10 protein-coding genes are annotated in these 12320 nt (G+C 71.5%); all 10 read right to left on the reverse strand.

Annotated elements, in window-relative coordinates:
- Positions 1-10: 10 nt before the first annotated feature.
- A complete protein-coding gene (locus OG357_RS25815) occupies positions 11-1288 on the reverse strand; it encodes a hypothetical protein (RefSeq protein ID WP_329623417.1) in 1278 nt (425 codons plus the stop codon).
- A gap of 55 nt (positions 1289-1343) precedes the next feature.
- Positions 1344-2393: a glutamate ABC transporter substrate-binding protein gene (locus OG357_RS25820; protein ID WP_329623418.1), complete on the reverse strand. Its 1050-nt coding sequence runs from the start codon at positions 2391-2393 to the stop codon at positions 1344-1346.
- A gap of 11 nt (positions 2394-2404) precedes the next feature.
- Positions 2405-3835 (reverse strand): hypothetical protein, encoded by a 1431-nt coding sequence (locus tag OG357_RS25825; RefSeq protein WP_329623419.1) that lies wholly within the window; start codon positions 3833-3835, stop codon positions 2405-2407.
- 262 nt (positions 3836-4097) lie between these two features.
- On the reverse strand, positions 4098-5081 hold the full coding sequence (locus OG357_RS25830) for an N-acetylglucosamine kinase (RefSeq protein WP_329623420.1): 984 nt from the start codon (positions 5079-5081) through the stop codon (positions 4098-4100).
- Positions 5072-6337, reverse strand: a complete 1266-nt coding sequence (locus OG357_RS25835) for a 6-phospho-beta-glucosidase (RefSeq protein WP_329623421.1) — start codon at positions 6335-6337, stop codon at positions 5072-5074. Before OG357_RS25835 ends, OG357_RS25830 begins: the two co-directional genes overlap by 10 nt.
- A gap of 8 nt (positions 6338-6345) precedes the next feature.
- Complete coding sequence (locus OG357_RS25840; protein WP_329623422.1) at positions 6346-7242, reverse strand: carbohydrate ABC transporter permease; 897 nt, start codon at positions 7240-7242, stop codon at positions 6346-6348.
- A gap of 3 nt (positions 7243-7245) precedes the next feature.
- Positions 7246-8244 carry a carbohydrate ABC transporter permease gene (locus tag OG357_RS25845; RefSeq protein ID WP_443066733.1) on the reverse strand — a complete coding sequence of 333 codons (999 nt, stop codon included), beginning with the start codon at positions 8242-8244 and terminating at the stop codon, positions 7246-7248.
- Between the two features lie 19 nt (positions 8245-8263).
- Positions 8264-9604, reverse strand: coding sequence for an ABC transporter substrate-binding protein (locus OG357_RS25850; RefSeq protein WP_329623423.1), 1341 nt, complete (start codon positions 9602-9604; stop codon positions 8264-8266).
- A 97-nt stretch (positions 9605-9701) separates the two neighbouring features.
- On the reverse strand, positions 9702-10916 hold the full coding sequence (locus tag OG357_RS25855; protein WP_329623424.1) for an ROK family transcriptional regulator: 1215 nt from the start codon (positions 10914-10916) through the stop codon (positions 9702-9704).
- Positions 10917-11133: 217 nt separating this feature from the next.
- Complete coding sequence (locus OG357_RS25860) at positions 11134-12213, reverse strand: mechanosensitive ion channel family protein (protein ID WP_443066734.1); 1080 nt, start codon at positions 12211-12213, stop codon at positions 11134-11136.
- Positions 12214-12320: the final 107 nt, after the last annotated feature.

Raw genomic sequence — 12320 nt, forward strand, 5'->3', positions numbered from 1 at the left:
GTCTCCCCGCTCACCACTGTCGTCCTCCGGCATCTCTCGGGCCGGACAGTACGTCCGCCGCCGCCTGCTGATAGCGCAGCACGGCCTGCTCCGCGACCCGCAGGTCGCAGGGCGCGCTCCACAGCATCCGGCGTGCCGCGTCGTACCGCTCGATGAGCAGCGGATCCTCCGCCGCCCCCAGCCGCGCCACCTTCGCCTTGTACGCGTCGAGCCGGCCGCGCAGCTCCGCCCGGACCGCGAGCGGCGCCGTGACCGCGGTCAGCGACTCCCGCGCCCGCATCAACTCGTCCTCCGCCTCCACCTCCAGGGACTCCAGGAGCGGGGAGAGCCGGTGCCACTGCTGATGCCTGCGGTACTCCGCGGCGGCCGCGAGCCGCTCCTGGAGCGCCGTCGGCGGCCCGCTGACGGCCGGCACCTCGGAGGCGGCGATCTTCGCGAGGACCTCGCCGCGCGCCGACCGCGCCTCGGTGAGCGTCCGGTCCGCGCGGGACAGCACGTCCCGCAGCCGCAGCAGCCGGTCCTCGGAGTCCTGCCGGACCGCGAGGACCGCCTCGATCTCACGCCGGATGTCCTCCAGGGCCAGGGCCGCCCGGTCGTACCGCGCGGTGTCCGGCCGCCCTCCGCCCGGCGCCGAACTTCCCGCGGCGGGCCGCCAGAAGGCGAGCGGATCGGTCACGACCTGCGAGCGCAGCGCGGTCAGCTCGGCCGTGATGTCCTCCAGCTCGTCACCGGCCGGGTGCTCCCCGGGCCGCACGCCGACCGAGTGCGCGAGCGAGCGCGTCCGGCCCAGCTCCGCGGCGAGCAGGTCTATCCGGGCGGGCAGTGCCGACCAGACGGCGTCGGCGGTGACCACCACGTCGAGCGAGGAGGCGTACAGCTCGTTCATCCGGCGGACGAGCCCTTCGAGCGTGAACCGCTCGGAGAGCAGGCCCTGTTCCCCCGCCCCGCCCGCGACGAGGACGCTCTCGCCGCGCAGCCGGTCGGTCAGCTCGACGAGCTCGTCCCGGCCGGGCCAGCGCCGCCGCGTCCGTATCTCACGGGCGTCGCGCAGGGCGCCCGTGTACACGTCGAAGCAGGTCCAGAGCAGGGTGATGGTCCGCTCGGCGGCCGCCCAGCGGTCCCGGGTCGTGCCGGTCAGCGCGGCCCCTTCGAGCAGCCTGCGGCCCGCGTGGTCCTGGAGGGCGAGGAGCGAGTCCTCGATCGCCTTGTGCTCGGCACCGAGCCGTGCCAGCGCACGGTCCACCTCGTCCCGGTCCATCACCGGACCGGGAGGTCCCGTGACGCCCATCGATCACCTCTTCCGCCGCGTGTCCAGCGGCTGCTCGCGGGGGCTGCCGGCCGGGTCACTTGTACAGGGGTTCGGGCGGCCCGGTTATCCCGGGCAGGTCCGCCTTGAGCCAGTGGTCGTACGCCTGCTTCCACGGCCCGTTCCGGTAGTCCACGAGGACCTTGTTGACCCGGCGGACCAGGTCGTCGTTCCCGAGCTTGGCGGCCACCCCGTAGTACTCCGTGGTGAACGGCTTGCCCTTGAGTTCGACCGCCGGGTCCTGGGCGGCCTGGCCGGCCGCGAGCGCGTTGTCCGTGACGACCGCGTCGACCTCGCCCAGCTGGAGCCGGGCCAGGCAGTCCAGCTGGTTGGGGACGGTCAGCAGGTCCTTGTCGTCCTTCGTGCCGTCGGCGTCGTCCTTGAAGACCGCGCCGAACGAGTTCTTCTCCAGCTCCTCGTAGGCCGTGGACCCCTCGGCGGTGCAGATCCGCTTGCCGCGCAGCGAGGAGTCGTAGCCGGTGATGCCGTGGTCGAGCCTGGCCGCGAGGACCTGCTGCCCGGCCTGGAAGTAGGCGGTGGAGAAGGCGACCTGCTGGATTCGCTTGCAGTTGATCGTCATCGTCCGCACGACGAGGTCGACCTTGCCGCTGTCCAGGGCGGCGATCCGCTGGTTCGTCGGGATCGCCCGGAAGATCACGGCCTTGTCGTCGCCGAGGATGTCCCGTGCGATGGCCCGGGCCAGATCGATGTCGAAGCCCTCCAGCGCGCGGTTCTCCGGGTTCCGGTAGCCCCAGCGGTAGCTGGACTGGTCGACGCCGACGACGAGCTTTCCGCGCGCCTTGATCGCCTGGATCGAGGGGCCGTCCACCGCGTCGGGCCGGAGCGAGGCCTCCGGGTTCTCACAGGTGTCGGCCGTGGCCTGGACGCCGACCTGGACGCCGGTGCCCACACCGGGGCCGGGGCCGGTCGTCCCGGGCACGGCCCCGGCGCCGCTCCCGTCGTGTGCCAGCGGCAGCAGCGTCAGCGAGGCGGTGAGCCCGCAGGCCACGGCCATGGCGGCGACCCCGCCCCAGCCACGCAGCCGCTGTGCGGCCCGCCGCACCAGCGGGTCCGTGCCGTTCGGCATCCCGCCCCCTCTCACCGGTACTCCGACAGTCTGCGGTTGATGCCGAGCACGGCGCCCGCCGCGCCCAGGATCCCGAGCGCCGCCGCGCCCAGCGGCAGCGCCGTCAGCGCGCCCCTGGCGTCGTCGGCGGAGCGGGTGAACTCGGCCTGCTCGTGGGCGAGGGCCCGCTCCAGCTCCGCGTCGACCTGGTCGAAGGACTGGCCCGTCGTCTTCTTGGCACCGACGATCAGGCTGAGCGCGCCCTCGTAGTTCCCGGCCTCGTCCTCGGCGCGGGCCGCCTTGTGGCGCTTCTGCCAGTCGGCCGTCCACTTCGTCGCCTCGTCCACCGGGAAGCGGCCGGCGTCGTCGTCGGCGAGCTCCCGGGCCGAGGCGAGCGCGGTCGTCAGGGCGGTCATGCTCGCCGCGTAGTCCGCCTCGTACTTGTCGTTCTTGCCGTCCTCCGTGAGGACGGCGCCCCGGGCGACCAGGGTGAGGTTCTCGTTGGCGCGGGCCGTGAGCGAGCTGATCCGGGCCTCGTTGAGGAGCTGGAGGGACTCCTGCCCGTGCGCCCGGGCGGCGTTCAGCTCGGCCCGCACGACGGTGTGCGCGGCGAGGAGCCAGACCAGGACGACCAACGAGGCGGCGGTGGCGGCGACGAGGCCCTGGTTGAACACCCGGTGGGTGCGGGCGTAGTTGCGGCGCTGGGCCCAGGCCAGCGCGCCGAGGGCCAGCAGGCCGAGCGCGAGCGACAGGAAGGGCCAGGTGCGAGCGGAGTCGTCGTCCTCGTGGAGCCGCCGGGTCTCCGCCGCGTACAGCCGCTCGGCGGCGGGCAGCAGCTCGGCGGTCATCTGCTGGTTCGCGTACCGCAGATAGGCCCCGCCGAGCGGCAGGCCCTGCCGGTTGGCGGCCCGGGCGCGCTCTATCAGGCCCGTGTAGCGCGGCAGCTGTTCGTTGAGCGTGGTGATCTCGCGGGCCGACGCGCTGGAAACCTCGGTGTTCGCCGCGGCCTTCACGAGGAGGCGGGCCGCCGTGGCGATGTCCTCGTCGTACCGCTTGCGGGACTCCGCGGGCTCCAGGGTGCCCGCGAGGAAGCCGCTGGCGGCGGTCGTGTCGGCGTCGGCGAGGGAGCGGTAGACGGCGGCGGCGTCGGCGCTCAGCGGCTGGCTGCGGCTGACCACGTCGTCGGCGGAGGAGCCGCGGTCGGTGACTTCGAGGGCGGTGACCGCCCCGAACGCGACGACGAGCAGCGCGAGTACGGCCCCGAGGATCTGGAGACGGCCGGGCTCGGTCGTCGCGGCCTCACGGAGTCGCTCGCGCCCCACGGCCCAGGCCCCGCGCCCCGCGGGCGGACCGCCGGCGGGCGCGGCCGACGGCTGCGCCGGCACCGTGCCCGGGCGCGCCGGAGCGGGCGCCGTGGCCTGCGCCGTCGCCGGGGCGGCGGGCGCGTTCGGCGGGTATGTCACTTGACCTCCCCCTGGGTCGCTGACGTCGGTCCGTCCGGCCAGCAGTATGGCCTCAGAGGCCTGCCCGCACAGCGGAATTGACGCGATCTTGTTCTTATCGTGCCTCATGCCCCCGGCACATCCGCAGGTGAACCCCCTCACCTTGAATACGTCCCCCGGCGGCGATCGGTTCCATTTCGGACATCGCTCGAAGGAGTGAACATGCGTGCGGGGCGCCTCTTCGGAAAGAAGAACCGCCCCGCACGCATGCCACTCACACCGCTCAGGCCCCGTAGTGCTCCCGCAGCCGGGCCGCCGCCGCCGGAGCCGCCGCCACCTCGTCCAGGGCGAGGAGCCCGGCCCCGAGGACCGGCGGCGCGGTGACGAAGCCGATCGTCGCCTTGGGCGCCCGGACGCCGAGGAGTTCGACGATCCGGTCCTCCAACTGCGGATGCCGCGCGGCGAGGACGCTGCCGCCCAGCATCACCGGTGCCTCCTCGTCGAGCAGCCCGAGCCGCCCGAGTGCCACCGCCGACAGGGCGGCGACCTCCTCGGCGAGCCGGTGCACGAGCGCCAGCGCGACCGGGTCGCCCGCCGCGCTCACCCGGAACAGCACCGGCGTCAGCTCGTGCCGCCGCTCGAACGGGATCCGGCCCAGATGCAGCGCCTCGATCAGCGCGTACATCGTCCCCAGACCGAAGTGCGCGGGCAGCGCGCGCGCCAGCTCGGTCGGCTCGCCGCGCCCGTCCTCGGCGCGCGCCGCGAACCAGAGCGCCTCCTCGGCCATGGCGCTGCCGCCGCCCCAGTCCCCGGAGATCTTCCCGATCGCGGGGAAGCGCGCGGTCCGCCCGTCCGGGGTCATCCCGACGCAGTTGATCCCGGCGCCGCACACCACCGCCACGCCCCGCGGCTCGTCGAGACCGGCCCGCAGGATGGCGAAGGTGTCGTTGTGCACCCGCACGGACCGGCTCCAGCCACGGGCCACCAGCGCGGCCAGCAACTCGGCTTCCTCGACGGGCAGATCGGCGTTGGCGAGACAGGCCGCGACGTGCGCGAAAGCCGGCGGAAGGCCCGCGCCCCGGGCTCCTTCCCACGCCCGCCCGACGATCTCCGCGAGCGCGTCGACCGCCGCCTTCACCCCCACCAGCGGGGGCTGGAAGCCGCCGCCGCGCGCCGCGCCGAGGACCGTGCCGTCCTCGGCGACGACGGCGACGTCGGTCTTGCTGTTGCCGGCGTCGATGGCCAGCAGCGTTCCGGTCAGGCCCACGCGAGGTGCTCCCGGTTGTGCGCGAGCAGCCGGTCCGTGAGGCCCTCGGCGTACGCGTACTGCCCGACCAGCGGGTGCGCGAGCAGCGCCTTGAACACCCGGTCGCGGCCACCGCGCAGCGCCGCCTCCAGGGCCAGGTCCTCGTAGGCCGTGACGTTCGCGATCAGCCCGGCGTACAGCGGGTCCACCGGCGCGACCGGCAGCGGCGCCGCACCGTCCCGGCCCACCGCCGCCTGCGTCTCGATGACGGCGTCGTCCGGCAGGAACGGCAGCGTGCCGTTGTTGTACGTGTTCACCACCTGGTACGGCGAACCCCCGCCGCCCAGCAGGGAGGCGGCCAGGTCCACGGCGGCCTCCGAGTAGAAGGCGCCGCCGCGCTTGCCGAGCAGCGCCGGCTTCTCGTCGAGCGCCGGGTCCCCGTACATCTCCAGGAGTTCCTTCTCCATCGCCGCGACCTCGGCGGCCCGCGAGGGCTTGGTGCCGAGCTCGCGCACCACCTCGTCGTGCGCGTAGAAGTACCGCAGGTAGTACGAGGGGACGACGCCGAAGCGGTCCATGACCAGGCGCGGCAGGTGCAGGTCGCCGGCGATGGTGTCGCCGTGCTCGGCGAGCAGCCGCGGCAGCACGTTCTCGCCGTCGGGACCGCCGAGCCGTACGCCCGTCTCCCACGTCAGGTGGTTGAGCCCGACGTGGTCGAGGTGGATCGCGGACGGGGCCACGTCGAGGAGCTTCGCGAACTTCCGCTGGAAGCCGATGGCCACGTTGCACAGGCCGACGGCCTTGTGCCCGGCCTGGAGCAGCGCGCGCGTGACGATGCCGACGGGGTTGGTGAAGTCGATGATCCACGCGTCGGGGTTGGTGCGCCGGACGCGCTCGGCGATGTCCAGGACCACCGGGACGGTCCGCAGCGCCTTGGCGAGGCCGCCGGCGCCGGTGGTCTCCTGGCCGACGCAGCCGCACTCCAGCGGCCAGGTCTCGTCCTGGTTCCGGGCGGCCTGCCCGCCGACCCGCAGCTGGAGCAGGACGGCGTCGGCGCCCTCGACCCCGGCGTCCAGGTCGGAGGTGGTGACGATCTTCCCGGGGTGGCCCTGCTTGGCGAAGATGCGCCGGGCGAGCCCGCCGACGAGTTCGAGCCGCTCGGCGGCCGGGTCGACGAGGACGAGTTCGGTGATGGGCAGGGTGTCGCGCAACCGCGCGAATCCGTCGATCAGTTCGGGGGTGTAGGTGGAACCGCCCCCCACGACAGCGAGCTTCATGGTGTGAGTCAGCCCTTCACTCCGGTCAGTGTGACTCCCTCGACGAACGCCTTCTGGGCGAAGAAGAAGACGAGGATCACAGGGGCCATGACCAGGACGGTCGCGGCCATGGTCAGATTCCAGTCGGTGTGGTGCGCGCCCTTGAAGGACTCCAGGCCGTAACTCAGCGTCCAGGCCCCCGGGTTCTCGGAGGCGTAGATCTGCGGCCCGAAGTAGTCGTTCCAGCAGTAGAAGAACTGGAACAGGGCGACGGCGGCGATGCCGGGCTTGGCCATCGGCAGCACGATGCGTATGAGGGTGCGGAACTCGCCGCAGCCGTCGATCCGCGCGGCCTCGATGTACTCGTTCGGGATCGTCAGCAGGAACTGGCGCAGCAGGAAGATGGCGAAGGCGTCGCCGAAGGCCATCGGGATGATCAGCGGCCACAGCGTGCCGGAGAGGTCCATCTGCTTGGCCCAGAACAGGTACATGGGGATGATCACGACCTGCGGCGGCAGCATCATCATCGAGATGACGAGCAGCAGCGACAGGTGCCGGCCGCGGAAGCGGAACTTGGCGAGCGCGTACGCCACGGGGATCGAGGACACCACGACGAGGGCGGTGCCGAGGCCGGCGTAGAGCAGCGAGTTCCTCCACCAGGTGAGGAAGCCGTCGGTCTCGAAGACCTTGACGTAGTTCTCCCAGTGCCAGGTGTTCGGGGTGAGGTCCCGGGTGAGCGCCTGCTGGTCGCTCATCAGGGAGGTGAGGAAGACGAAGACGAACGGCAGCACGAAGAACAGGGCCGTGGCGATGCCGAGCGAGTGCACGGCGATCCAGTGCAGGAGCGCCTTGCGGCGGGCGGTCCGCTCGGCGGGGCTCGCCGTCGCGGGGCGGCCGGTGCGGTCGGGGAGCGTTGCGGTCGTCATGGTTCAGTCACCCGAGCCGATCAGGCCGCCGCGCCGGCGCATGAGGAGCGCGGTGAAGGCCATGGAGAGGGCGAAGAGTACGAGCGCCACCACGCACGCCGCGCCGTAGTTGAACTGGTTGAAGCCGAGGCTGTAGACGAGCTGCGGGAGAGTGAGCGTGGAGTCGTCCGGGTAGCCGGGCTGGAAGGCCGCTCCGGAACCGCCCATCTTCCCCGAGGCGACCTTGGCGGCCACGATCGGCTGGGTGTAGTACTGCATCGCGCCGATGATCCCGGTGACGACCGCGAAGAGCACGATCGGCGAGATGTTCGGCAGGGTGATGTAGCGGAACCGCTGCCACCCGGACGCGCCGTCCAGCTCGGCCGCCTCGTACTGCTCCTTCGGTACGTCGAGCAGCGCGGCCATGAAGATGACCATGAGGTCGCCGATGCCCCACACGGCGAGGACGGTCAGGGCCGGCTTGGCCCAGTCGGCGTCGTTGAACCAGGAGGGGGCGGGGATGCCGACCGCCTCCAGGAACGAGTTGACCGGTCCGGTTCCGGGGTTGAGCAGGAAGACGAAGGCCAGGGTGGCGGCCACCGGCGGGGCCAGGTACGGCAGGTAGAAGAGGGTGCGGAACACTCCCGCGCCCGTCTTGATCCTGGTGATGAGCATGCCGACGCCGAGGCCGAAGAGCACCCGGCAGGAGACCATCACGACGGCCAGCCAGAGGGTGTTCTGCATCGCCGGCCAGAACTTCGGCAGGTCGGAAAAGACGTACGTCCAGTTCTCCACGCCCCGCCAGGTCGGCGCGTTGAGGCCGTCGTACCGCATGAACGAGAAGTACAGCGTGGAGAGGAGCGGATAGGCGAAGGAGAAGCCGAATCCGATCAGCCAGGGCGACATGAACAGCGCGGTGCGCAGCGCGTTCCGCCGGCGCTTCGACCGCAGGGTGTTCCGTCCCTCCGGGGAGGCGACGGCCGGGGCCGTCGCCTCCTTCGCGGGCAGGGTGTCCGTGCTCATGGGTGTGTTGTCCCGGCCGTCACTTCGCCGCGGCGATGTCGCGGTCGATCTGGGCCGCCGTGTCGGCGAGGCCCTTCTTCAGGTCCGTGACCTGGCCCTTCTCGTACTTGTGGGCGAGGTCGGAGAGGGTCTCCTGGTAGCTGGCGCCGTTCACCGCGCCGGTCATGGTGGTCGACTCGGGGTGCTGGGCGATGTCCAGGAAGGTCTTGAAGCGGTCGTCGAACTTCAGGTTCGGCGACTTCAGCGCCTCCAGGGTGGAGGGGACGTTGCCGATGTCGTTGGCGAAGCCCACCACGGCGTCGGTGTCCGTGGTCATGTACTTGATCAGTTCCCAGGCCGCGTTCTGCTTCTTGCTCTGCGGCGCGATGCCCATGATCGTGCCGGAGAGGTAGCCCTTGCCGTACTCGGCGAGCTCGTCGTCGGCGACGGGCATCGGCGCGACGCCGACCTCGAAGTCCACCTTGGCGTTCTTGACGAAGTTCAGCCGCCACTCGCCGTCCAGTTGCATGGCGACCTGGCCGGTGTGGAAGGGGTGCTTGGCGCCCCACTCGTCACCGAAGGTCGTGCGGTACTTGTCGAGCTTCTTGAAGCCGCCCAGGGCGTCCACCAGGGACTTCTGGTAGGTCATCATCTCGGCGAACGCCGGGTCCTTGGCGATGTTCGACTTGCCGTCCTTGTCGAAGTACGTGTGGTCCCACTGCGACATGTAGTGCTCGACGACCGTCTCGTAGCCGAGGTAGTTCGGCATGAAGCCGAGCTGCTCGTACGAGTCGCCCTTGGCCTTGGTGAGCTTCTTGGCGACCTCGGTGAACTCGGACCAGGTCTTCGGCGCTTCCTTGATACCGGCCTTCTCGAAGGCGTCCTTGTTGTAGTAGAGGCCGTACGCGTCGGAGAGCAGCGGCAGCGTGCAGCGCTTGCCCTCGAACTGCGTGTACTCCTGGAGGACCTTCGGGAAGGTCTTGTCGAGGTCCAGCTTGGACTTCTCGATGAACGGCTTGAGGTCCGCGAGGGCGCCCGAGGCGCAGAACTTGCCGACGTTGGAGGTGGTGAAGGAGGAGACGACGTCCGGTCCGTTCGAACCGCCCGCGCGCAGCGCCTGGCCCAGCTTGGCGTCGTTGATGTCGCCGACGACCTTCACCTTGATGTTCGGGTGGGCCTTCTCGAAGCGGGCGACGTTGTCCTTGATCGCCTTGACCTCGGCGGGCGCCGACCAGCCGTGCCAGAAGGTGATCGTGGTCTGGGCGTTCGGGTCGTCGTTCGCCTTGTTCTCGGTGGAGCCCGTACAGGCGGAGGCGAAGAGGGCGATCGAGGCGGTGGCGGCGAGCGCGGCGGCTGCTCTGCGCGGGCGGCGTACGGGCATGACGATGTCTCCCTGTGGCGGAGGGCTTACGGGACAAGGGCGAGAGGCGGGGCGGGTCGGGGGTCGGCGCGAGGTGTCGGTCGGCGCGAGGCGTGGGTCAGCGCGAGGTGTCGAAGACCTCGTCGCGCGTGGTCGCGAGGGCGCTTTCGAGGGCGCCGCGCAGCACGGGCTGCCGGGGTACGGCGGCGAGGACGAGCCGCGGACGGGAGGCCGCGAGCTCGGCGAGCTCGGACTGGACGCGGGCGCGGAGGGGTTCGCCGCCCGCGACGAGGACGTCACCGGAGAGCACGATCAGTTCGGGGTCGAGGACGGCGACGATCGAGGCGAGACCGGTGGCGACGCGCTCGGCGTACCGGTCGAGCAGCTCCGCGTACCGGGGGTCGTCCCCGTGGGTCTCGGCGGCCCGGGACAGCAGGCCGCTCGCGACCGGTACGTACGGCTGGTCGGGGGTCTCGATCCCGGCGGCGCGGGCGATCCGGGGGACGGACTGGACGCCGGCGAGCTCCTGGAAGCCACCGGAGTTGGCCTTGGTGACCTGCCGGACCAGCGGGGTGCCGGGGACGGGCAGGAAGCCGACCTCGCCGGCGCCGCCGGTGAAGCCGCGGTGCAGCCGCCCGCCGAGGACGAGGGCGGCTCCCATGCCCGCCTCGTTCCACAGCAGGGCGAAGTCGGCGTGGCCTCGGGCGGCGCCCACGCGCTGTTCGGCGATGGCGACGAGGTTGACGTCGTTCTCGTACTCGAAGGGCATGGGCAGGGCGGCGGCCAGCTCCTCCAGGAGGGTGGGGGAGTGCCAGCCGGGCAGGTGGGAGGCGTAGCGCAGCCGTCCGGTGGCCGGGTCGAAGGCGCCGGGGGTGCCGATGACCAGGCGCCGCACCTCGTCGGGGGCGATCCCGGCCGCCTTGACGGCCCCGTCGAGGGCGTCGGTGACCTGGCGGACGACGCCGGTGGCGGTACGGCCGGGGGTGCGGAGCTCGTACTCGCCGACGATCTCGCCGGTGACGTCGGCGACGGCGGCGTGGATGCGGTGTTCGTTGACGTCGAGCCCGGCGGCGTACGCGGCCCGCGCGTTGACCGCGTAGAGCTGGGCGTTGGGTCCGGGCCGGCCTTCGGTGGTGCCGGTGGCGACGACGAGCCCGGCGGCTTCGAGCCGGGCGAGCAGCTGGGAGGCGGTCGGCTTGGACAGGCCGGTGAGCTTGCCGATCCGGGTCCGCGAGAGCGGTCCGTGTTCGAGGAGCAGGTCCAGGGCGGCCCGGTCGTTCATGGCTCGCAGCACGCGCGGTGTGCCGGGGGTTCCCGGGGTCGTACCGGCCATGAGGGTGCACCTGCCCTTCGGAGCTGATCGGGTTCCGGCCATTCTGCTGCCTGCCGGGGACCGCTTCTTTCACCACACTGTTAGGAAAGTTTCCTATTCGGTGGGAGGAAAATAAGGCGCCCGTCACCGGGGCGTCAATACCCGGGAACGCACGACGCCCCCGAAGGCAACCAAAGCGTTACCTGCGGGGGCGTCTGCCCGTGCGTACTGCTACGCGCTACTTGGTGAGGTCCGTCCTCGGCAGCGGGGTCGCCGCCGCCGACTGCGGCGAGGTCGCCGAGGCGAAGGCCGACGGGGCCGCCATGCCCGCCGTCGGGTCGGCCGCGGACTCCTCGGCCTGGGCCGGGACCCCGCCCACGATCCGGATGCCGGCCGCGTCCAGGCCCTGCTTGATGCGCCAGCGCAGTTCGCGCTCCACGCCCAGCGCCTTGCCCGGCATCGTCTTCGCCGAGACCCGGACCGTCATCGAGTCGAGCAGCACCTCGCTCAGACCGAGCACCTCGACCGGCCCCCACAGGCGCTCGTTCCACGGCTCTTCCTTGGCCATGGACTCCGCCGCCTCGGTGATCACCGACCGCACCCGCTCCAGGTCCTCCGTCGGCTTGACGGTCACGTCCACGCCCGCCGTCGCCCAGCCCTGGCTGAGGTTCCCGATCCGCTTGATCTCGCCGTTGCGCACGTACCAGATCTCGCCGTCCACGCCCCGCAGCTTGGTCACCCGCAGGCCCACCTCGACGACCTCGCCGGAGGCCACGCCCGCGTCGACCGAGTCACCGACCCCGTACTGGTCCTCCAGGATCATGAAGACGCCGGACAGGAAGTCCGTCACCAGGTTCCGGGCGCCGAAGCCGATCGCCACACCGGCCACACCGGCCGAGGCCAGCAACGGCGCCAGATCGATCTTGAAGGCGCCGAGGATCATCAGCCCCGCCGTGCCCAGTATCAGGAACGACGCGACCGAGCGCAGCACCGAACCGATCGCCTCCGAGCGCTGCCGCCGCCGCTCGGTGTTGACGAGGAGGCCGCCGAGCGCCGTCCCCTCCACCGCCTGCGCCGAACGGTTCATCCGCTCGATCAGCTTCGTCAGGGCACGGCGGACGGCCATCCGCAGCAGGAGCGCGACGACCAGGATCAGCAGGATGCGCAGTCCGGTGTTCAGCCAGGTGGACCAGTTCTGCTCCACCCAGCTCGCCGCGTTCGTGGCCTTCTCCGCCGCCTCGTCCAGGGTCACCGGAATGGGTTCGGGTTCGGTGGCAGCCGCTAGGGCGGACCAAGACACGGGGGAACCTCCAGGCATCGCGTACGCAGACCATCCACACTAACGGGGCATCGGACGTGGTCCTGTTGTCGTGTTCGAGGGAGAGACGGACCTCACCTGGGCAAGTACCCGTAGAGATGCCGATG

The sequence above is a fragment of the Streptomyces sp. NBC_01255 genome (assembly GCF_036226445.1).
GTDB lineage: Bacteria > Actinomycetota > Actinomycetes > Streptomycetales > Streptomycetaceae > Streptomyces.